Here is a 20,690-nt window from a genome sequence, read left to right on the forward strand (position 1 = left end):
GGCCATGGCATTGCAGATCAGCGCCACCAACCCGGAACACCCCGCGCTCCTGCTCGAACTCCCCTGGGACGTACCGTTGGAGGAGTGGCCCGCGGAGTACCTCGTGCCGCTCCCCCGCGGCATCTCCCGGCACGTGGTGCGCTACGCCCGCGCCGGCGACGAGGTCATCGCGGTGAAGGAGCTGGCGGAGCGCCCCGCGCTGCGCGAGTACGAGCTGCTGCGCGACCTGGACCGGCTCTCCATCCCCGCGGTGGACCCGCTCGCGGTGATCACCGGCCGTACCGACACGGCCGGTGATCCGCTGGAGCCGGTGCTGGTCACCCGGCACCTGGGCGGCTCCATGCCGTACCGCTCCATGTTCGAGACGACCATGCGTCCCGCCACCATGCACCGCCTCATGGACGCCCTCGCGGTGCTGCTCGTACGCCTGCACCTGGCCGGGTTCGCCTGGGGCGACTGCTCGCTGTCCAACACGCTGTTCCGGCGGGACGCGGGCGCGTACGCGGCCTACCTGGTGGACGCCGAGACCGGCGACCTGCATCCGCAGCTGAGCACCGGGCAGCGGGACTACGACCTGGACCTGGCCCGGGTCAACATCAGCGGCGAGCTGCTCGACCTGGAGGCGTCCGGCGCGCTGCACCCGTCGCTGGACCCGATCGAGTTCGGTTTCGAGATCTGCACCCGGTACGGCGAGCTGTGGCAGGAGCTGACCCGCACCTCGGTGTACCCGGCGGGCAAGTACCACTACATCGACCGCCGGATCCGCCGCCTGAACGAGCTGGGATTCGACGTGGCCGAGATGCAGATCGAGCACTCCACCAACGGCGACAGCGTCACCTTCGTGCCGAAGGTCGTCGACGCCGGGCACCACCAGCGCCAGCTGCTCCGGCTGACCGGTCTGGACGCCGAGGAGAACCAGGCCCGGCGGCTGCTGAACGACCTGGAGAGCTGGATGGCCACCCAGGACGACTACGCCCCCGGCGACCCCCTCGCCGCCCGCCCGGAGGTGCTGGCCCACCGGTGGGTGCGGGACGTCTTCCGCCCCACCGTGCGGGCGGTGCCGCTGGAGCTGCGCGGCTCCATGGACCCCGCCGAGATCTACCACGAGCTGCTCGAACACCGCTGGTACCTGTCCGAGCGGGCGCAGCACGACATGGGCCTGGACAGCGCGGTCCAGGACTACATCGCCAACGTGCTGCCCAAGGCCCGCGAGACCCTGGAGCCGGTCACTCCGGAGTGACCGGCCCATGGGGCACCACGGCCACCGGGCAGCCGGCGTGGTGCAGCACGCCGTGCGCGACCGAGCCGATGCGCGCGCCGACCGCGGTGCGGTGCGCGCGCCGGCCGACGACCATCAGCTGCGCCCGGCCGGCCACCGACAGGAGCACCTGCCCGGCGCTTCCCATCTCCACGTGCTCGGCGACCGGCACGTCAGGGAACCGCTCCCGCAGCGGCCGTACCGCCTCGGACAGGGCCTTCTTCTCGTAGGGCTCCAGGCCGCCGGACTCGTCCAGCAGCTTCAGCGAGCCCGGGCTGTAGGCGAAGACCGGCGGCAGCGTCCAGGCTCTGACCACCCGGACCGTCGCGCCCCGGGCCGCCGCCGTCTCGAACGCGAACTCCAGCACGGCGGCGCCGTCCTGCGGGCCGCCCTGCTGGCCCACGACGACCTCGCGGCCCGCGGCCTCCGCCGCCGGCTCGTCCTCTGCCCTGACCAGTACGACGGGCCGGGCGGACGCGGCGATCACCCGCTGTCCGACGGAGCCGAGCAGGAAGCCGACGACCGGCCCGTGCCCGCGCGAGCCCAGCGCCAGCAGCTCGGCCCCGGCGGCCGCGCCTTCCAGGACGTCGGCCGGCTCGCCCTGAACGACGTCGACGGTCGCCGAGAGCCCGGGATACCGGCCGGTCACGGCCCGCACCGACTCGCCCACCCCGTCCGCCACCCACCGGCGCTGCGTCTCCGGGCCGCCGTCCAGTGCGTCGTGCTCCTCGTAGCGCCATGCGTGCACCACCCGCAGCGGCAGACCGCGCCGCACCGCCTCCCGGGCCGCCCAGTCCAGAGCCGCCAGGCTCTCCTCCGTACCGTCGACCCCTGCCGTGATCGGGCGTGTCATGCACCGGCCTCCTCGTCGGTTCCGCGTGAGCGTGATCAGTGTTCCGCACTCCCGGGTGCCCGCTGTGCACCGGCGTACAAGGCGCAGGCCGCCGATCGAACATACGATGGGCGGGTGCGGTGGCCGCGCTCCTCGCGGAGGGCCCGCCGCACCGACGAACCAACGGCTCGGGGTGGGAGACGTATGGCACAGGCTGCCGACGCAGCACGGACCGTCATCATGACCGTGGACGACGATCCGGGGGTCTCCCGTGCCGTCGCCCGCGATCTGCGGCGGCGCTACGGCGCGTCGTACCGGATCGTGCGCGCGGAGTCCGGTGACTCGGCGCTGGAGGCGCTGCGGGAGTTGAAACTGCGCGGCGACCTGGTGGCGGTGATCCTGGCCGACTACCGGATGCCGCAGATGAACGGCATCGAATTCCTGGAACAGGCCCTGGACGTGTACCCGGGCGCCCGGCGCGTGCTGCTGACCGCGTACGCGGACACCAACGCGGCGATCGACGCGATCAACGTCGTCGATCTGGACCACTATCTGCTCAAGCCCTGGGACCCGCCGGAGGAGAAGCTGTACCCGGTCCTCGACGACCTGTTGGAGGCGTGGCGGTGCAGCGCCTACAAGCCGGTGCCGGCCACCAAGGTCGTCGGGCACCGCTGGTCGGCCCGCTCCTCGGACGTGCGGGAGTTCCTGGCCCGCAACCAGGTGCCCTACCGCTGGTACTCGGTCGAGGAACCGGAGGGCCGGCGGCTGCTGGCCGCCGCCGGCGCCGACGGACAGCGGCTGCCCCTGGTGATCACGCCCGACGGCACGCCCCTGATCGAACCCGAGGCGCCCGAGCTGGCGGCACGGGTGGGCCTCGCGACCACGCCCACGGCGGACTTCTACGACCTGATCGTCATCGGCGGCGGCCCGGCCGGGCTCGGCTCGGCGGTGTACGGGGCGTCGGAGGGGCTGCGGACCGTGCTCGTGGAGCGCGCGGCAACCGGCGGGCAGGCCGGGCAGAGCTCCCGGATCGAGAACTACCTGGGCTTCCCGGACGGGGTGTCCGGGGCGCAGCTCACCGACCGGGCCCGGCGGCAGGCCGCCAAGTTCGGCGCGGAGGTGCTGACCGCCCGCGAGGTCACCGCGCTGGAGGTCAACGGGGCGGCGCGGGTGGTGCGGTTCGCCGACGGCTCGACGATCGCCGCGCACAGCGTGATCCTCGCGACCGGTGTGCAGTACCGCCAGCTGGATGCCGAGGGCTGCCTGAACCTGACCGGCTGCGGGGTGTTCTACGGCTCGGCGCTGACCGAGGCCTCCTCCTGCCAGGGTCATGACGTGTACATCGTCGGCGGCGCCAACTCCGCGGGCCAGGCGGCGATGTACCTGTCCCGGTTCGCCAAGTCCGTGACGCTGCTGGTGCGCGGCGCCGACCTGTCGGCCTCGATGTCGTACTACCTGATCCAGCAGATCAACGAGGCGCCGAACATCTCGGTGCGCGGCCACACGGTGGTGGACTCCGCGCACGGGACCGACCGGCTGGAGCGGCTGACGCTCCGTCACTCGGTGAGCGGGGACACCGAGTCGGTCGAGGCGCAGTGGATGTTCGTGTTCATCGGCGCGGCCCCGCTGACCGACTGGCTCGGCGACACCGTGCTGCGCGACGGCCGCGGGTTCATCCTGGCCGGACCCGACCTGACCGTCGACGGACGGCCGCCGACGGCCTGGGAGCTGGACCGGCCGCCGTACCACCTGGAGACCAGCGTGCCGGGAGTGTTCGTGGCGGGCGACGCGCGCGCCGAGTCGGCCAAGCGGGTCGCGTCCGCCGTCGGAGAAGGAGCCATGGCCGTGATGCTCGTCCACCGTTACCTGGAGCAGTCGTGAGCGCGCAGCTGATGCCGTGCAGCCCGCGGGAGGTCGGCTCGCTCTTCCTCTTCGAGAAGCTGGAGCCCGAGCAGCTGGGGCGGCTGTGCGCGGCGGGCCGGGTCGAGCTGTTCCAGCCGGGTCCGGTCTACGCCGAGGGCGATCCCGCCACCTGCTTCTACGTGATGATCGAGGGCACCGTGGTGCTCTCCCGGAAGGTCGGCGGGGACGACGTCGAGGTCACCCGGACCTCGCAGAGCGGGGTGTACGCGGGCGCGATGCAGGCGTACCTCGGTGACCGGGTGCGGCAGGCGTACAACAACTCGATGCGGGTGACCGAGCCCACGCGGTTCTTCGTGCTCCCCGCGGACACGTTCGCGGAGATCATGCAGGACTGGTTCCCGATGGCCGTGCACCTGCTGGAGGGCCTGTTCTTCGGCTCGAAGAACACCCAGGCGGCGATCGGGCAGCGCGAACGGCTGCTGGCGCTCGGCTCGTTGTCGGCCGGACTCACCCACGAGCTGAACAACCCGGCCGCGGCGGCGGTCCGCGCGACGTCGTCGCTGCGCGAGCGGGTGGCGAAGATGCGGCACAAGCTCGCGATCATCGCCGAGAGCCCGTTCTCCCGGGAGCAGCTGGCCGGTCTGATCGAGATCCAGGAGCGCACCGCCGAGCGGGTCGCCAAGGCGCCCTCGCTCAGCCCGCTGGAGGCCTCCGACCGCGAGGACACGCTCACGGACTGGCTGGAGGACCACGGCTGCGACAACGGCTGGCAGCTCGCCCCGATCTTCGTGCAGGCCGGGCTGGACGTCGACTGGCTGGACCACGTCGCGGCGGCCGTGGACGAGGAGATCCTGCCGAACTCGATCGGCTGGCTCAACTACACCATCGAGACCGAGCTGTTGATGAACGAGATCGAGGACTCGACGACCCGGATCTCCCATCTCGTCGACGCCGCCAAGCAGTACAGCCAGCTGGACCGGGCGCCGTACCGGGTCGTCGACGTGCACGAACTCCTCGACAGCACGCTGCTGATGCTGTCCGGCAAGATCGGGCAGGACATCCGGGTGGTCAAGGAGTACGACCGGACGCTGCCGCCGGTGCCCGCCTACCCCGCCGAGCTGAACCAGGTGTGGACCAACCTGATCGACAACGCGGTGTGCGCGATGAAGGGCGACGACGGCGTCGGCCAGGGCACGCTGACCGTGCGGACCGCGCTCGACCACGAGCAGCTGCTGGTCGAGTTCGGGGACACCGGGACCGGGATCGCGCCGGAGATCAAGGACCGGATCTTCGATCCCTTCTTCACGACCAAGCCCGTGGGGCAGGGCACGGGTCTCGGCCTGGACATCTCGTGGCGGATCGTCGTCAACAAGCACCACGGCACCATGCGGGTGGATTCGGTGCCCGGCGACACCCGTTTCCAGGTCCTGCTCCCGCTGACCGCCGAGACGCCCGAGGCGGACACCCCCCGATCATCCAAGGAGACGGCATGAGTGGCGACACCGCGATCGATCCGAGCGTTCCGCCGAGCGGTGCCGGGTGCGTGGAGTGCGACAAGGCGGGCGGCTGGTGGTTCCACCTGAGGCGGTGCGCGCAGTGCGGGCACATCGGGTGCTGCGACGACTCGCCCTCGAAGCACGCGACGGCGCACTACCAGGACACCGGGCATCCGATCATACGAAGCTACGAGCCGGGCGAGGGCTGGTTCTGGAACTACGAGACGGACGAGGTGTTCGAGGCCGGCCCGGAGCTGGCACCGCCGGACTGCCATCCCGCGGACCAGTCCGTGCCGGGTCCCGCGGAGCGGGTGCCGGAGAACTGGGCACAGGTCCTGCGGGGCTGACGCGGGGCGCGGCGCACCGGGGCGGCGCCGCCGCCCGCCGTCGGACACGGGTCGACCCCCGGGCCGGTGGCCCGGGGGTCGACGCGTCGAGCGTGGTTCAGCGGTCGCAGTCGAGGCTCGCGAGACCGACGGAGTCGGCCATGGCCTGCATTCCCTTGTCGTTGGGGTGGATGTGGTCGCCGCCGTCGAGGAACGGCAGCATCCGCGCCTGGTCGTAGGGGCTGCGCAGGATCCGGTCGAAGTCGGCGGTCCCGTCGAACTCGCCGCTGGTGCGGATGTACCGGTTGACCTCCTGGCGCACGGCCTCGCCCGCGGGGTCCCACTCCGGCCAGCCCTCGTACGGCCCGACCGTCGAGGCGACGACGCACTTCCCGGCGGCGTGCGCCCGCCGGACGACCTCGCGGTACCCGGCGATCAGGTCGGCCGCGGTGACCCCGGTGTGGGCCTTGATGTCGTTGACGCCCTCGAAGAGGAAGACGGTCCGCACGCCGGGCTGGCCGAGGACGTCGCGGTCGAGCCGGTTCAGGGCGGCCTGGCCGGCGCCGTCCGCGAGCACCTGGTTGCCGGAGATGCCCTCGTTGGCCACGCCCTTGACCACGGTGTCCGCCTTCTGGAGCCGCCGGGCGAGGTAGTCCGGCCAGCGGCGGTCGAGGTCCGAGCTGGACGCCCAGCCGTCGGTGATGGAGTCGCCGAGCGTGACCACGGCTGCGGTCGCCGGGTCCGGCGGCCGTACGGAGACCGAGTCCAGGTACCACCAGGAGCCGGTGGTCCCGGTCCAGTCGGCGGCGCTCTCCTCGGCGGTGTGGTCGCCCTGGGTCACGTACGAGGTCTGCATCGCCATGCCGTGGCCGGTGGCGGGTCCGGCCGCGTCGGGGCTGTGCAGGCTGACGACCAGATCGCTGCCGGCGGGCAGGCTGCCGGGCAGCGGGTCGCTCCAGGCGGTGGCGCCCGCCGGCACGATGACCGTGCGGGCGCCGTCGAAGGTGAGCCGCCGGTTGCTGCCCGGCTTCAGAGCGGCGCCGTGGCTCCGCAGGCCCGCGTAGACGCTGTCCAGGGTCAGCGGCCGGTCACCGAAGGCGTTCGACAGCCGTACCCGCGGACCGCTGCCGGCGGCGCTGGTGTGCACGACCAGCCGGTAGCTCCGGTCGGCCGCGCCCTCACCGAGCCGGTCGGCGCTCGCCGCCCAGGTGACGACGTCGTGCCGGGCGGCGGTCGGTGCCGGGACCGCGTGGGCGGGCCCGGTCTGGCAGGCGACCGTCGCCGGCAGGAGCGCCGCGAGGGCGCCGAGGCGCGCGAACCGGCCGGTCACCGCGCGAAGTCCTTCAGCGTGACGGACCCGCCCGGCTTGAGCGTGACCGTCCGGGTCGTCCCGCCGTGGGCGACCGTCGTCGTCCGGCCGCCCACGCTGCGGATCCGCGCCTCGGTGGGCCTGCCGTCGCGCCAGCTCAGGTCGACGACGAAGCCGCCGCGCGCGCCGGCCCCGGTGATCCTGCCGGCGGCGGCCCAGGCGTCGGGCAGGGCGGGCAGGAGTTCGAGGTGGCCGGGGCGGGAGTAGAGCAGCATCTCCGCGATCGCCGCCGGAGTACCGAAGTTGGCCTCGATCTGGAAGATGCCCCGGCCCTGTTCGACCTCGTAGATGTCGAACAGGTTGGGTGAGGTGCCGTTGCTGCCGTTGCTGGAGGGGCGCAGGTTCCTGACGACGAGCTCGTAGGCCTTGTCGGCGTCCTTGAGCCGCGCCCAGCACAGCGAGCGCCAGGCGTTGGCCCAGCCGAAGCTGTCCATGCCGCGTGAGGTGAGCAGAGCGGTGGCGCCCTTGACGATGTCGGCGGGTGTGGAGCCGTCGGGGCGGATCCGGTCGCCGGGGAAGAGGTTGATCAACGGCGAGAGGTGGCGGTGGGTGGTCTCGCCGAGGTTGTCCGGGGACATCCACTCCTCCAGCCAGCCGGTCTTCGGGCTCACCACCGGCAGGTAGAGGCGATCGCGGAGCTTTCCGATGGTGTCCGCGTATCCAGCATCCCTCTTCAGTGCGGCGGCCGCAGTACGGAAGTTGCCGAACAGCGTCCACACCTGTTCCTGGGAATAGGTGTTTCCCTTGCCGTCCTGCGGGCCGTGCTCCGGCGACCAGTCGCTGTCGTCGATCAGCACCTGCCTCCCGTCGTCCAGCGTGGTGGTGAGCAGCCGCGCCTCCCAGAACTGGCAGGCGCCCTTGAGCAGCGGGTAGATCTTCTCCAGGTGGGAGCGGGAGAGGGTGAACTCGTAGTGCTCGAAGAGGCTGTTGCAGAGCCAGGCGTTGCCCGCCGGATGCCACCACCAGCCGAGTCCGCCGTAGGGGTTGGTGGAGAAGGCCACGGTCCAGCCGGCGACCTTGCCGGTGGAGTTGCGGTAGCGGTTGCGGGAGTCCTGGTACAGCCTGTGGGTGAGGTCCGTCCATGAGGAGAGCTGGTCGACACAGTAGTCGGTGAAGGCGTCGAAGCACTGCGACAGACCGAGCCGGTCGGACATCCAGTAGTTCATCTGGATGTTGATGTCGGTGTGGTAATCACCCATCCAGTCGGGGTCGTTGCCGTCCAGCCAGACGCTCTGCAGGCCCATGGGCAGGCCGTCGCGGGACCCGGCGATCATCAGGTAGCGCCCGAACTGGGCGTAGGCGGCCTCCAGTTCCGGGTCGGGGTCGCCGGTGTCGGTGCGGGCCTGGAGGCGCGCCCAGGTGTCGAGTTCACGCTGGCCGGCCGTCGAGGTGCCGAGCGAGAGGTCGAACTGCCCGAAGAGCGCGCGGTGGTCGGCCGCGTGGGTGCGCAGCAGCGAGTCCACCGGGTGCCCGGCCGCCGTCCGGGCCTTGCTGCGGGCGAGCGCCAGCGGGTCGAGCCGCCGGTCGCGGAAGCCGGTGGCCGCGTCCGGCGCGTAGTTCGTGCCGCCGCCGAGGACGACGGTCAGTTCCCGGCACTCGGCGAAGTCGATGCGCGAGCCGTTCACCCGTACCCGGCCGCCGTCGCTGACGGCGTGCACGGCGGCCGCGTACCTGAGGCCGTTGGCGAAGGTCCCGGCGAACGACTCGGCGGTGCCGCCGGTCTCGCCGTGGGTGCCTTCGAGGGTGATGGTGCCGGTGTAGCGGCCGCCGCCGTCCTGGCCGAAGTGCAGCACGACGACGTCGTCGGGACGGCTGGCGAACAGCTGCCGCCGGTAGGTCACGCCGGAGCGGACGTACGACGCGCGGACCACGCCGTTGTCGAGGTCGAGGTCGCGGCGGTAGCCGGAGACGGCGCCCAGATCGTGGTCGGGGATCTCCACGGTGAGCTTGGCGAGCAGGGTGAGCGAGCCGAAGTCGGCGCGGCCGTAGGGGAACTGGCCGTCGGAGTCGAGGGTGTCGTTGAGGCCCCCGGTCCACAGGGTGGCGTCGGTGATCAGGAGGAGTTCACGGCCGGGGTCGTTGCTCGCGAGGGCGCCGAGCCGGCCGTTGCCGACGGGCAGGCCCTGCTCGATCATCGACCCGTCTCCGGCGGGCGCCTGCCACCAGAGCCGGTGGCGGGAGGCGGCGAGCGGCGCGGCGGACCGCTGCGGGGCGGCGGAGGCGGTGAAGGCGGGAAGTCCGGCGAGGGCGCCCGTGGCGGCGGCGAGGGCGAGGAAGCCACGCCTGCTGGGGTGGTTGTCCATGGGGTTCCAATCCAACGTCCGTGAGGGGGCGCCCTTTCGGGGGCGCTGGGGGAGGAACTGCGGACCGGCGCCCACCGGTCCGCAGTTCCCGAACAACGCTCGTGCCGAGCCGGCTACCGGGGCGACTTGGGAACGTCGATCCGGTCCACGTCCGGCGCGTACCCCGACCCGCTGTCGAAGACGATCGTGTTGGCTCCGGCCTTCAGGGTCACCGGGACGCTCACCGTCGAAACCGTCCCCCAGTCACCGGTCGACGGGAACGTGTGGCTGGTCCCGGCCCCGGAGTTGGCCGCGACGACGGCCGGCCGGGAGTCACCGCTGACGTAGGCGACCTTCACCAGGTAGGTGCCCGCCTTGGCGACGACCACGTCGTTGAAGGTCAGCTTGCCGCCCTGGTACAGGTTGCCGACCTTCTTCTGGCCGGAGCACGCGTCGCAGCCGGCCACCGAGGCGTTGCCGCTCAGCGTGTTGCCGCTCGCCTCGGCCTCGTACCCGGTGAAGCCGAGCGCGCTTCCCTGCGGGGTCACGGTGAACAGCCGCGAGCCGTGCGCGGGCAGCGCCTCGGTGATCTTGCTGGTGTAGGAGCCGAGGTTCTCGCGGTTCCACACGTCCCGCACCGACGCCTTGCCGGTGAAGCCGAGCGAGGTCCAGTCGGCGGTGACCGCCGCGGGCGAGTCCGCGAGGTTGAACAGGGCCACCGTGTAGGTGCCGTCGGCGTTCTTCGCGGCCCACACCTGCTGCGGGTCGGACGCGGTGACGGGCCGGGCCGGCGGGTCGGTGCTCTGGTCGATCGCGATGACGTCGCGGTTGGTCAGCAGCGAGATTCCGTAGTCGTCGAGCTCGGTGAGGTCGTCGCCGGTGAACAGGGGCGACTTGGCGATGGCCCACAGGGTGGCGTAGCTCTGCCGTTCGGCCTTGGTGAGGCCGTCCATCGCGCCGTTGCCGACGTCGAGGGAGTCGAGGTCGTTCCAGCCGCCGGGGCCCGCCTTGCCGGTCCAGGCCGGGGTGTCGTCCCAGCGGTCGTCGACGGAGTTCTCCCAGCTGACCAGGGTGTTGCAGTAGCACTCGACATCGGTGTCGATGCGCCAGCCGTTGGTGTACTTCTGCCAGTCGGCGGCGTGCCCGTAGTCCAGGGACCAGGAGGCCTCCAGGTGGATCGGGCGGCCGGTGGCGGCGATCGCCTGGTGCCAGGCGGCCACGTCGGCGACGTTGTCGTACTGGTCGCCGCTCTTCCCGGAGCCGGGGCCGACGCCGTCGAGCTTGAGGAAGTCGTAGCCCCAGTCCGCTATCAACCGGGCCTGGGAGTCGATGTACTTCTGCGCGCAGGGCCTACTGAAATCGATCTTGTACGAGCTGTCCCAGCCGTTGGTGGTGCGCAGGTCGTCGTAGACGATGTCGGCGGTGGTGCAGCCCGCGGCGTTCCAGATCGGCGTCTTGCCGTCGCCGTAGGCGCCCTTCTCCAGGCCGGCCGGGAGGTAGATGCCGGCCTTGAGGCCCTTGGCGTGGATGCGGTCGGCGACGGCCTTCATCCCGCTGGGGAAGCGGGCCGCGTCGGCCTTCTGGCGGCCGTACTGGTCGTATCCCTGCTTCCAGTTCCAGTCCATCCACCAGCCGGCGTCGATGTTGACGTGGTCGTAGCCGTACTTCTTGAGCTTGCTCGCCAGGGCGTCGGTCTGCTTGAGGACGTTCGCCTCGGTGAGGTAGCTGTAGTCGCCCTTGTCGTTGAGGCCGGGGTACTTGGACGACTGCATGCTCCAACTCGACCAGCCCATGTAGGGCTTGGCGGCGATCGGCGGCGTGGCCGGGCCGGGGGTCTGGGCCTGGGCGGCCGGCACGGCGGCCGCGAAGGCGGCGGTGAGTGCCAGCACGAGGACTGCTCTCAGCCCGCGTGCGGGCAGGACGGAGTACGAAGGTGACCGCATGGGCCCTCCTGGGTTCGGGGTCTCGGGCGGCTCAGCCCTTGCCCGTTGGGGTGGGAGACGAGGTGATGAAGGACTGGATCGCGGTGGCCGCGGCCCCGCGCGCCCACTCCTCGAAGGGGAGCGGGCGGGTCTGTACGTCGCACTGCGCGGCGGAGCCGAAGGCGGCCGCGGCGAACGAGTCGAGGATCTGCTCGGCGAAGAGGTCGTAGGCGGCGAGGCCCTCGCCGGAGATGATCACGCGTTCGGGTCCGAAGAGGTTGGCCACGGTGGCGATGCCCCGGCCGATGGCCTCGCCGGCACTCGCGTACACCTCCCGCGCCCCGCGGACGCCTTCGTGGGCGAGGGCCACCGCCTCGGCGGCGTCGGTCACGTGGCGGCCGGTCACCTCGCGCATGCGGGTGACGATCGCGGCGTCCCCGGCGATCGCCTCCACGCAGCCCCGGTTGCCGCAGTGGCACGGGGGCCCGGCCGGGTCGATGGCCACGTGGCCGATCTCCCCCGCCACGCCGTGCGCGCCCGCGACCAGGCGGCCGTGGACGACCAGACCGCAGCCGATGCCGGCGCCGACGGTGACCACGGCGAAGTCGGAGAGCCCGACCCCGGCGCCGAACCACTGCTCGGCGACGGTCAGGGCGCGGACGTCGTTGTCGACGACGACCGGCAACCCGGTGGTCATGGAGGTCAGTTCGGCGAGCGGGACGTTCCGCCAGTCGAGGAAGGGCGAGTAGCGCACGGTCCCCTGGCCGCGGTCCACGTCGCCCGAGACGGCGATGCCGAGGCCGAGGACCGGGGCGCCGAAGTCCTCGGCCTCGGTCCGCAGTTCGTGGGCCAGTTCGGCGACGGAGGCCAGGACGGCCCTGGGGCCGCGGTCGGTGACCGGCAGCCGGCGGGCCAGCCGGATCCGGCAGCACAGGTCGGTGAGGACCGCGATGACCTCGTCGCCGGTCACCTTGACCCCGATGAACAGCGCCCGCCCGCCGTCGACCCGCACCAGGTTGGCGGGGCGGCCGAGGGCCGGCCGGGCGTCGCCGTCGGCGTCCTCCGCGAGGTATCCGGCCGCGAGCAGCGGCCGGACGGCCTTGGTCACGGCGGCCGCCGACAGGCCGGCCCGGCGGGCCGCCTCCAGCCGGGTGAGCGGGCCGTGGCACAGGACCGTGGTGAAGATCTGCGAGGCGGCCGGCGTGTGGGCCGGGAACGTCTCGGCTCGGGAGGTGGAGCGCATGGCCGGGAACTTAGGTGGCTTATTTTCCGCTGTCAATAAAAGAAACAGGAATCACCTGAAGGTTGACTGTGAGCCTGCCGTGGCCTTCAAATGGCGGGTGACGTGGGGGCGTTGGCCCCGTGTTCCGGCAGCGGACCGGACGCCGCGCACGCCCGGCGGGCCGGATCCGGGTGCCCGGCCCCCCGACAGGGCACCCGGATCAGCGGCGGGGCGTGCGCGTCAGCGACCGGCCGCCTGCGTGCCGGCCTCGGTGACGTTGACCGCGGCCCAGGCCCGGTCGACCGTGCGGTACTCGACGCCGCTCGCGCCGTACAGGTCCTTGGCCGCCTGCAGCGTCGCGATCCGCGCGTCGTGGAAGTCGGTCGAGGAGACCATGTACCGGGTCAGGGCGCGGTAGAAGATCGCCGTGGCCTTCGCGCGGCCGATGCCGTTGACCGTGGAGCCGTCGTAGGTCGGCGAGTCGTAGGTGGTGGCGCCGATCTTCTTGCGGCCGCTGCCCTCGGCGAGCAGGTAGTAGGCGTGCGAGGAGACTCCGGAGCCCGCGTGCACCTCGGCGTCCGCCACCTGGGGCGACCAGTAGTCGACGGTGCCTTCGAGGCGGTCGAGGGAGGGGTGGTCGAGGCGGCGCAGGAACTTCTGCGCCAGGCCGAGCTTCTCGCCCAGCAGGTAGTTCGGCGGGTTCTTCGGGTTGTTCGCGGAGAACTCGACGTTCGAGCCGAAGATGTCGGCCAGCGACTCGTTGAGGGCGCCCGGCTCGCCGTACTGGTTGCCGTCCTCGTCGACACGGGTCGGTTCGAGCTTCGCGGTCGCGTCCACCACGCCGTGGGTCAGCTCGTGGCCGGTGACGTCGAGGACGACCAGCGGCTTCTTGATCTCCTGGCCGTCGCCGTCGCCGTACAGCATGCAGCCGCAGTCGGAGTCCCAGAAGGCGTTGCCGACCTTCCTGCCCCAGTGGACCATGGCGCGGGCGGGCTTGGAGTTGTCGGCTATGCCCTTGCGGCCGAAGGTCTTCTTGTAGAAGTCCAGGGTCTTGGTGATGCCGTACTGGGCGTCGGCGGCGGCGCTGCCCCGGTTGCTGGTGGCACCGTTGCCCCAACTGTCGGTAGTGCTGGTGAACTTGGTGCCCCGGGCGAAGCTCTCGGTCTCCTTGCCCTTGGCGTCCCGTGTCTCGGTGCCGTACCGGGTCGGGTCCTTGAGCAGGAAGCTCTTGCGGGCGGTCTGGGTGGTGGTGAGCGGGACCTTGCCGACGAAGAGCGACCTGCCGGAGCCGTGCGCGGTCGCCGGGTAGCGGCCGGCGGCGGTGACGGACGCCCCGGTGAGGGCCTGGGCGGCGATGCCGGTGGCCGGGTCGAGGGTCTCGCCGCGCCGGTGGAGGGCCTTGAGCACCTTGGGTGAGAGGAACTCGTCGTTGTCCGGCGTGTTGCTCCGTACGGCGCCGGTCGTGGCGTCGACGACGACCGTCCGGGAGCCGTCCGCGCCGTCGACCGGCACCTGGTAGGCGAGGGCGCAGGCGCCGCCGCGGGCGTCCACCACGAGCGCGGCGGTGCCTGCCTCGCCGTCGGCCGCGGTGGCGGCCTTCAGCTCGGCCTGGCGGGCCGTCAGCTTCGCCTCGGTGGCCGCGGGCCGGACGGTGTGGTCGGCCGCCCGGGTGACACCGGTGTAGGCCAGCCGACGGGAAAGGTGGACGACGAGATCGCCGCCGAGCACCGGCATGCCCCGGTGGCTGCGGACGAAGCGGACATGACGCGCCCCTTCGGGGTCGATCATCACGTCCTGCGCCCGGAGTTCGTCGCCGGTGCCGACACCGGTCGCGGGCGCGTGGGCGAAGGCCGCGGCCCGTGCCGCGGTCACCACCTGGGCGGCCGTCGTCGTGGCGGCCGCGGCCTGCTGCTCCACCCCCGTGGTGGGACCGGCGAAGGCCGTACCGGTCAGGCCCGTGGCGGCCGTCGTCACGGCGACGGCGATCGCCACGCTGCGTATGTGCGCGCTACGCACTGATCAGGGTTCCTCACGTTCGAAGCCGGCCGGGATCCCTCACCGACCGCCTTGCGGTACGGCGCCGTGGAGGCGCCAAAGGGGCTGGTCGGGCCCCGGCCGCAACCCTTCCGGACGAGTCATGTCCATGTAAAGCGCACTTCATCGCTTTTCTTGCTTTTCGAGGCAATACTTTGCGATCCGACGCCGCGTGGTGATCACAGAGTGACCAACTGTGCGTCGACAGTGGAGAGGTGACGGGATGCGAGAGGGTTCCACGAACCGTATGTGACCCATCTCGCATCGAAGACGGACAGAGAGGAGCGGGGTCCGGATGGTCTCGGCGAAGGTGAGCAACGGCACGGTGCTCGCGGCGGTGGCACTGTCACTGCTCGCGGTACCGGCCCAGGCGGCGCCCACGGCGGCGGGAGCGGAGCCACGGCCGGCCGCCGCCCTGCCGGCGCCCGACACCGCGGGCATGGCCGCGGTGCTGGACTCGGTGGTGGCCAAGGGCGCGCCCGGCGCGCTGGCGCGGATCGACGACGGCACGAAGGTCTACCGGACGACGCGCGGCGTCGCGGACCGGACCACCGGCCGGGCCATCACCACCGGCGACCGGTTCCGGGTCGGCAGCGTCACCAAGACGTTCTCGGCGGTGGTCCTGCTGCAGCTGGCGGACGAGGGCAGGCTCGCCCTGGACGCGCCGGTCAACCGCTACCTGCCGGGGCTGCTGCCCGACGACCGCATCACCGTGCGGCACGTGCTCGGCCACCGCAGCGGCCTGTACGACTACACCGACGACATGTTCGCCGACAGCGTGCCGGGCTTCGAGACGGTGCGGAACAAGGTCTTCACCTACCGCCAACTGGTCGACCTCTCCCTCAAGAAGCCGCGCACCAACGCGCCGGGCGCGGCCTACTCGTACTCCAACACCAACTTCGTGGTCGCCGGGATGCTGATCGAGAAGATCACCGGGCGCAGCGTGCGGGCCGAGTACGAGGACCGCCTCTTCAAGCCGCTGGGCCTGCGCGACACCTTCTACGTCCACCCCAGCACGAAGATCCCGGGGCAGCACGCCCACGGCTATCTCACCGCGGACCAGGCGGGTGCCCGGCCCGTCGACGCCACGGACCAGACGGTGTCCTGGGCGCAGAGCGCGGGCGCGATCATCTCCACCGCCCGGGACCTGGACACCTTCTACTCGGCGCTGCTCCGGGGCCGGCTGACGTCGGCGTCCGGCCTCGCGGAGATGGAGCGCTTCACCCGGGTCAACGCCACCACCTCCTACGGCCTGGGACTGCGCCGCCGCGAGTTGTCCTGCGGCATCTCGGTGTACGGCCACACGGGCGCCGTGCAGGGCTACTACACGTACGCGTTCACCACCAAGGACGGCAGGCGCAGCCTGACCGCGCTGGCCAACGCCTCCAACAACTCCGCCGTGCTCAACACGCTGGCGGAGACCCTGGAACCGGCGTTCTGCGGCAAGCGGGCGGCACCGGCGGCCTCGCGCACCGGGACACCGGTCGAGCGGGAGGACATCGCGCCGGCGGCGCCGCGGGAGCAGTAGCCGCGGATCCCGCCGTCGCGGCAGCGGCGGCGGCCGGCCCGCCACCGGGGGACGACAGGGCGCCTCGCTCGGCGCGGCGCGCGGTGTCGTCCCTCCCGTCGCGCCGCGGGAACCCCGTGCGCGGGCCGGACGTTCTACCGGCGACTTCCCCGCCGGGCGCCGTGTCCGGCCCCTGACCCCGCGGAGGGGGCGCGATGAGCGAGCTGGTCCCCGGGGGCAATCTGCCCCTTCCGGACGGCGCGCTGACGCTCCGGGTGCCCGGTCCCTTCGACGTCTCGGCGCTGATCACCGGCGAGAGCGGCAGGGTCGGCGGCGACGCCGACTTCGTCTTCTACAACCAGCCGGACGCGCCGGGCGTCCGCCTGCGCGGCGACACCCTGACCGTCGAGCCGGCCCGGCTGCGGTCCGGCGCCCGGCGCGTGACCCTGACGGTCACCGGCGCCGAGCCGGGCACCCCGCTGGGCCGGCTGCCCGCGGCCACGCTGCACGTCACCGACCGGCTCGGACGGCCCGTGGCCCGTTTCGCCCCGCCGCGCCCGCAGACGGAGACCCTGCTGGTGCTCGCCGAGATCTACCTCCGGGGCGCCGCCTGGAAGCTGCGCGCGGTCGGGCAGGGGTACGCCGACGGACTGGCGGGCCTGGCCCGGGACTTCGGGGTGGACGTCGTCGAGGACCACCGGCCCGCCCCGGCACCGCGGTCCGCGATACCCGCCCAGCGCACCGCGGCCGTCCCTCCCCGGCAGCCGGCCTCCGCGCCCGCGGATCCGGACGGCCTGCTGGAGCTGGTCAACTCCGCCCGCGCCCACGCCGGCCGGCCGCCGGTGGTCGCGGACCACCGGCTCGCCTCCGCCGCCCGCGCCCACGCCGGCGCGATGGCCGACGCAGGCGGTCTGGCCACCGAGGGCCCCGACGGCGTCTCGCTGCACCAGCGGATCGACCGCACCGGATTCACCTACGTCACCGTCGGCGAGCACCTGGTCTCCGGCCCACGCACCCCGGCCGAGTTCGTCGACTACTGCCTGCGCACCGACAGCGCCCGCCGCACCCTGCTCGACCCGGCCTTCACGCACGCCGGCCTCGCCCACGTCCGGGGTCCGCGGGACGGGGACACCTACTGGACCGCGCTGTGGGCCAGGCCCCTGACCCCGGCCGAACTGGCCCGCACCCGCGCCGAGGTCGTGGACCTCACCAACCGGGAACGCACCCGCGCCGGGCTGCGGCCGCTCGCGGTCGATCCGCACCTGGCCGCGGCGGCACAGGACTACAGCACCGACATGGCGGTCCGGGACTTCTACGCGCACACCTCCCCGGAGGGGACCCAGCCCTGGGACCGGGCGGCCGCCGCGGGCTCGCGTCGGCGCACCATCGGCGAGAACATCGCCTGCGGCCAGCGCTCGGCGGCCGAGGTGGTGGACGGCTGGATGAACAGTCCGGGCCACCGGGCCAACATCCTCAAACCGGACTTCACCCACATAGGCACCGGCTTCGCGGGCGGTGGCCGGGCCGGGACGTACTGGACCCAGGTGTTCGGTGCCTGAACCGACACGTTCCGTGATCTTGGCGGAACGGGTCCGTCCGGGCCACCATGCCCGGCATGAAGGGTGATCTCTTTTCCAGTCAGCACGTGGTGGAGCCGGCCGCCGAGCCGGGCATGACGATCGAGAACGCGAAGTGCGTCCGGTATGCCGTGCACGGCGAGATGTACGCCCGTCAGGGCGCGATGATCGCGCACCGCGGCACCTTGAGGTTCGAGCGCAAGGGCCAGGGCGTGGGCGGCATGCTCAAGCGCGCGGTCACCGGCGAGGGGCTGCCCCTGATGTCCGTGCAGGGCCAGGGCGAGGCGTGGTTCGCGCACGAGGCGCAGAACTGCTTCATCGTCGAGGTCGAGTCCGGCGACCAGTTCACGGTCAACGGCCGCAACGTGTTGTGCTTCGACGCGTCGCTGTCGTACGAGATAAAGACCGTGAAGGGCTCCGGCATCGCCGGCGGCGGCCTGTTCAACAGCGTGTTCACCGGTCACGGCAGGCTGGGGCTGGTCTGCGACGGCAACCCGCTGGTCATCCCGGTCTCGCCGCAGGCTCCGGTGTACGTCGACACGGACGCGGTGGTGGGCTGGACGGCCCGGCTGGAGACCTCGCTGCACCGCTCGCAGTCCATCGGCTCGATGCTGCGCGGCGGTTCGGGCGAAGCGGTCCAGCTGATGCTCCAGGGCGAGGGGTACGTCGTGGTGCGGCCGAGCGAGGTGACTCCGCAGAAGGCCCAGCAGCACTGACGTGCTCGCGTGGTGATCCGCGCCACGCAGGCAACCCCGGCGGCCGTACCGACGTCTTGGTTCACATCAGCGAAGCCCTGGCCCCTGCGGCCAGGGCTCAGATCGGGCGCACTATGCACTCCATGTATACACATTGTGTATAGATACGGTGCACAGTCGCCTCGCGTAGAGAGGCAGCCATGTACGGCAAGGCATTCGCCCCGGAGTACCAGGGCGCGTTGACCTCCCTGTCCGTGAACTCGTCGCTGGTCGACGTGCTGGCCGAGGGCATCGACCGGCTGCGGGAGGCCGAGCGGTCCGGCCGGCTGGACGAGGTGGCCCGCTGCGGGCTGGCCGTCGCGGAGGCGCACCGGCGCCTCGGCCAGGTGACGGACGCCGACCGGGCCTGGAAGGCGAGTTACCGGGCCGCCCGAGCGGCCCGGGAAACAGCGGCCATGGCGTGGGCGCTGTGGAGCGGCGGCACCCTGGCCCGGCAGCGCGGCGCGTTCCCGCTGGCCCGGCGGCTGCTGGGGCTGGCCGCCGACCTCGGCGAGCGGGGCGGGGACGTCGTCGTGCGCGGCTACTCGCTGGCCGGCCTCGCCGAGACCGGCCGCATCCAGGGCGACTACGCGGCGGTGGGACGGCTGCACGAGCAACTGCTCGCCGAGGCACGGCGGCGCGGCGAGGCCCGGCACACGGTGTGGGCGCTGGAGGGCATCGCGCAGATGCACCGCAACACCGGCTCCTACGACCGGGCGTACGCCCTCTTCGAGGAGGCGGCGGCGATAGCGGCCCGTGCGGAGGACCGGCGCGGGCACGCCTGGGCGCTGCGGGGCCTCGCGGACATCGTGTCGGTACGGGACGGCGACAGCGAACGGGCGCTCGCCCTGCTCTCCGAGGCGGAGCTGTCCTGCCGGGAGATGGACCTGTCCGGGGCGCTGGCCTACAACCACAAGATGCGCGGCAACGTCCACTACCGGGCCGGGCGTTACGCGCAGGCGCGGGAGCTGTACGAGCTGGCGCTCACCGAGTTCCGCGCGATGAGCGAGCCGCGCGGCGAGGCGCTGTCCCGGCTCGGGCTGGCCAAGTCGCTGGCCCGGCTGGGCCGGGACCGTGCCGAGACGGCGGCCGAACTCGCCGACCTCGCGGGCCTGCTGGAACGGGCCGGTCTGCGGCACGCCCGGGAGATGGTGGCCCGGGCCCAGGCCGAGTTCGGCGTCGCGGCGCAGGCCGTCCGATGACCGCGCCCGCCCCCGTCACCGCTCCCCCGCACGTCCTCGTGCGGTGCCGGGACCTGGTGCGGCCCGCGCTGGCCGCGGCGGTGGCACGGCTGCACCCCTGGGTCGGCGAGATGGCAGGGTACGCGTTCGGCTGGTGCGAGGTCGGTGGCTCCCCCGCCGCCGACCCGGGCGGCAAGGGCGTCCGGCAGGCACTGGCGGTGCTCGGCGCCGAGACGGCGGGCGCGCCCGCCGGACACGGGGTACCGGCGGCGGTCGCGGTGGAACTGGTGCACGCCTTCTCGCTGGTGCACGACGACATCATGGACGGCGACGCCACCCGGCGGCGCCGCCCGGCCGTCTGGCAGGCGTACGGCACCGGTCCTGCCGTACTGGCCGGCGACGCCCTCTTCGCGCTCGCGGTCGAGACCCTGGCCGCCGTGCCCGGCGGCCTCGGCGCCGTGCGGCTGCTGTCGGCCGCGCTCGCGGACCTGGTGCACGGCCAGGCGGACGACCTGCTGTTCGCGGCACGGCCCTGGACCGGCGTGTCCGCGCGGGAGTACCGGACGATGGCCGAACGGAAGACGGGTGCGCTGCTGGGGTGCGCCGTCGCCCTCGGCGCCGCGCTCGGCGGCGCTCCCGACACCACGGTGGGCACGCTGGACCGGGCCGGACGCCATCTCGGGGTGGCCTTCCAGCTGGTCGACGACGTGCTCGGGATCTGGGGCGACCCGGCCGTCACCGGCAAGCCCGTGCACGGCGATCTGCGGCAGCGCAAGAAGACGTACCCCGTGCTCGCCGCGCTCGGTTCGCCCGCGGCGCCCCGGCTCGCCCGGCTGCTCGACGAACCGGGCCGGGCCGCCGAGGCGGCCGCGCTGATCGAGGAGGCCGGCGGACGGTCCGCCGCGCTCGCCGAGGCCCACCGGCACACCGCCCGGGCCCAGGCGCTGATCGCCGGGCTGCCGACGGCTCCGGCCGAGCTGCGCGTCCTGCTGGACTTCCTGGTCCGCCGCGACCTCTGAACCGTGTTGACCTGCGCCGGGTCCTCGGGCCAGGGTGCGGGTGGCGCGGTCTCCACCCCCGCGCCGGA

Annotated in this window: 15 protein-coding genes; 9 read left to right on the forward strand and 6 right to left on the reverse strand. The window is 72.6% G+C overall.

The window, feature by feature from the left end:
• The first annotated feature begins 4 nt into the window (after positions 1-4).
• The gene (locus ACIRQ9_RS25985) at positions 5-1,240 is read left to right on the forward strand and encodes a DUF4032 domain-containing protein (RefSeq protein WP_404178047.1); all 1,236 of its coding nucleotides are present in this window, start codon (positions 5-7) and stop codon (positions 1,238-1,240) included.
• Here ACIRQ9_RS25985 and ACIRQ9_RS25990 read toward each other — a convergent pair.
• Positions 1,227-2,111 (reverse strand): universal stress protein, encoded by an 885-nt coding sequence (locus ACIRQ9_RS25990; protein ID WP_404178050.1) that lies wholly within the window; start codon positions 2,109-2,111, stop codon positions 1,227-1,229. The two genes, ACIRQ9_RS25985 and ACIRQ9_RS25990, sit on opposite strands and share 14 nt — an antisense overlap.
• A gap of 183 nt (positions 2,112-2,294) precedes the next feature.
• Between ACIRQ9_RS25990 and ACIRQ9_RS25995 the strand changes: the two genes are divergently transcribed.
• The 3 genes from ACIRQ9_RS25995 to ACIRQ9_RS26005 are packed head-to-tail and all read left to right on the forward strand — an operon-like array spanning position 2,295 to position 5,796.
• Positions 2,295-3,971 carry an FAD-dependent oxidoreductase gene (locus tag ACIRQ9_RS25995; protein WP_404178053.1) on the forward strand — a complete coding sequence of 559 codons (1,677 nt, stop codon included), beginning with the start codon at positions 2,295-2,297 and terminating at the stop codon, positions 3,969-3,971.
• Positions 3,972-3,982: 11 nt separating this feature from the next.
• Positions 3,983-5,446 (forward strand): ATP-binding protein, encoded by a 1,464-nt coding sequence (locus tag ACIRQ9_RS26000; protein WP_404178452.1) that lies wholly within the window; start codon positions 3,983-3,985, stop codon positions 5,444-5,446.
• Positions 5,443-5,796: a UBP-type zinc finger domain-containing protein gene (locus tag ACIRQ9_RS26005; RefSeq protein WP_404178056.1), complete on the forward strand. Its 354-nt coding sequence runs from the start codon at positions 5,443-5,445 to the stop codon at positions 5,794-5,796. Before ACIRQ9_RS26000 ends, ACIRQ9_RS26005 begins: the two co-directional genes overlap by 4 nt.
• A gap of 97 nt (positions 5,797-5,893) precedes the next feature.
• Here ACIRQ9_RS26005 and ACIRQ9_RS26010 read toward each other — a convergent pair whose 3' ends face one another.
• From ACIRQ9_RS26010 to ACIRQ9_RS26030, 5 genes are all read right to left on the reverse strand, one after another.
• Positions 5,894-7,105, reverse strand: a complete 1,212-nt coding sequence (locus ACIRQ9_RS26010) for an SGNH/GDSL hydrolase family protein (RefSeq protein WP_404178059.1) — start codon at positions 7,103-7,105, stop codon at positions 5,894-5,896.
• On the reverse strand, positions 7,102-9,447 hold the full coding sequence (locus ACIRQ9_RS26015) for a glycosyl hydrolase family 95 catalytic domain-containing protein (protein WP_404178062.1): 2,346 nt from the start codon (positions 9,445-9,447) through the stop codon (positions 7,102-7,104). The genes ACIRQ9_RS26010 and ACIRQ9_RS26015 overlap by 4 nt, the downstream gene beginning before the upstream one ends.
• A 113-nt stretch (positions 9,448-9,560) precedes the next feature.
• Positions 9,561-11,369, reverse strand: coding sequence for an alpha-galactosidase D (locus ACIRQ9_RS26020; protein ID WP_404178065.1), 1,809 nt, complete (start codon positions 11,367-11,369; stop codon positions 9,561-9,563).
• Between the two features lie 31 nt (positions 11,370-11,400).
• Positions 11,401-12,591: an ROK family protein gene (locus ACIRQ9_RS26025; protein ID WP_404178068.1), complete on the reverse strand. Its 1,191-nt coding sequence runs from the start codon at positions 12,589-12,591 to the stop codon at positions 11,401-11,403.
• A 219-nt stretch (positions 12,592-12,810) separates the two neighbouring features.
• Positions 12,811-14,586 (reverse strand): M4 family metallopeptidase, encoded by a 1,776-nt coding sequence (locus tag ACIRQ9_RS26030; protein ID WP_404178071.1) that lies wholly within the window; start codon positions 14,584-14,586, stop codon positions 12,811-12,813.
• Between the two features lie 313 nt (positions 14,587-14,899).
• On the opposite strand from ACIRQ9_RS26030, the gene ACIRQ9_RS26035 reads away from it, so the two are divergent.
• From ACIRQ9_RS26035 to ACIRQ9_RS26055, 5 genes are all read left to right on the forward strand, one after another.
• Positions 14,900-16,132 (forward strand): serine hydrolase domain-containing protein, encoded by a 1,233-nt coding sequence (locus ACIRQ9_RS26035; RefSeq protein WP_404178074.1) that lies wholly within the window; start codon positions 14,900-14,902, stop codon positions 16,130-16,132.
• 194 nt (positions 16,133-16,326) lie between these two features.
• A complete protein-coding gene (locus ACIRQ9_RS26040) occupies positions 16,327-17,670 on the forward strand; it encodes a CAP domain-containing protein (protein ID WP_404178077.1) in 1,344 nt (447 codons plus the stop codon).
• A gap of 56 nt (positions 17,671-17,726) precedes the next feature.
• Positions 17,727-18,404, forward strand: a complete 678-nt coding sequence (locus tag ACIRQ9_RS26045) for an AIM24 family protein (protein ID WP_404178080.1) — start codon at positions 17,727-17,729, stop codon at positions 18,402-18,404.
• Between the two features lie 179 nt (positions 18,405-18,583).
• The gene (locus ACIRQ9_RS26050; protein ID WP_404178083.1) at positions 18,584-19,624 is read left to right on the forward strand and encodes a tetratricopeptide repeat protein; all 1,041 of its coding nucleotides are present in this window, start codon (positions 18,584-18,586) and stop codon (positions 19,622-19,624) included.
• Positions 19,621-20,622 carry a polyprenyl synthetase family protein gene (locus ACIRQ9_RS26055; RefSeq protein ID WP_404178086.1) on the forward strand — a complete coding sequence of 334 codons (1,002 nt, stop codon included), beginning with the start codon at positions 19,621-19,623 and terminating at the stop codon, positions 20,620-20,622. Before ACIRQ9_RS26050 ends, ACIRQ9_RS26055 begins: the two co-directional genes overlap by 4 nt.
• The last annotated feature ends 68 nt before the right edge of the window (positions 20,623-20,690 follow it).

The organism is Streptomyces sp. NPDC101237, from assembly GCF_044767465.1.
Taxonomy (GTDB): domain Bacteria; phylum Actinomycetota; class Actinomycetes; order Streptomycetales; family Streptomycetaceae; genus Streptomyces; species Streptomyces gramineus.

Excerpts from the sequence above, each read along its gene's own strand:
- ACIRQ9_RS26045 (WP_404178080.1), top strand. The coding sequence starts at position 17,727 with ATGAAGGGTGATCTCTTTTCCAGTCAGCACGTGGTGGAGCCGGCCGCC.
- ACIRQ9_RS26055 (WP_404178086.1), top strand. The coding sequence starts at position 19,621 with ATGACCGCGCCCGCCCCCGTCACCGCTCCCCCGCACGTCCTCGTGCGG.
- ACIRQ9_RS26025 (WP_404178068.1), bottom strand. The coding sequence starts at position 12,591 with ATGCGCTCCACCTCCCGAGCCGAGACGTTCCCGGCCCACACGCCGGCC.
- ACIRQ9_RS25990 (WP_404178050.1), bottom strand. The coding sequence starts at position 2,111 with ATGACACGCCCGATCACGGCAGGGGTCGACGGTACGGAGGAGAGCCTG.
- ACIRQ9_RS26050 (WP_404178083.1), top strand. The coding sequence starts at position 18,584 with ATGTACGGCAAGGCATTCGCCCCGGAGTACCAGGGCGCGTTGACCTCC.
- ACIRQ9_RS26015 (WP_404178062.1), bottom strand. The coding sequence starts at position 9,447 with ATGGACAACCACCCCAGCAGGCGTGGCTTCCTCGCCCTCGCCGCCGCC.
- ACIRQ9_RS26020 (WP_404178065.1), bottom strand. The coding sequence starts at position 11,369 with ATGCGGTCACCTTCGTACTCCGTCCTGCCCGCACGCGGGCTGAGAGCA.
- ACIRQ9_RS26040 (WP_404178077.1), top strand. The coding sequence starts at position 16,327 with ATGAGCGAGCTGGTCCCCGGGGGCAATCTGCCCCTTCCGGACGGCGCG.
- ACIRQ9_RS25985 (WP_404178047.1), top strand. The coding sequence starts at position 5 with ATGGCATTGCAGATCAGCGCCACCAACCCGGAACACCCCGCGCTCCTG.
- ACIRQ9_RS26005 (WP_404178056.1), top strand. The coding sequence starts at position 5,443 with ATGAGTGGCGACACCGCGATCGATCCGAGCGTTCCGCCGAGCGGTGCC.
- ACIRQ9_RS26000 (WP_404178452.1), top strand. The coding sequence starts at position 3,983 with ATGCCGTGCAGCCCGCGGGAGGTCGGCTCGCTCTTCCTCTTCGAGAAG.
- ACIRQ9_RS25995 (WP_404178053.1), top strand. The coding sequence starts at position 2,295 with ATGGCACAGGCTGCCGACGCAGCACGGACCGTCATCATGACCGTGGAC.
- ACIRQ9_RS26035 (WP_404178074.1), top strand. The coding sequence starts at position 14,900 with ATGGTCTCGGCGAAGGTGAGCAACGGCACGGTGCTCGCGGCGGTGGCA.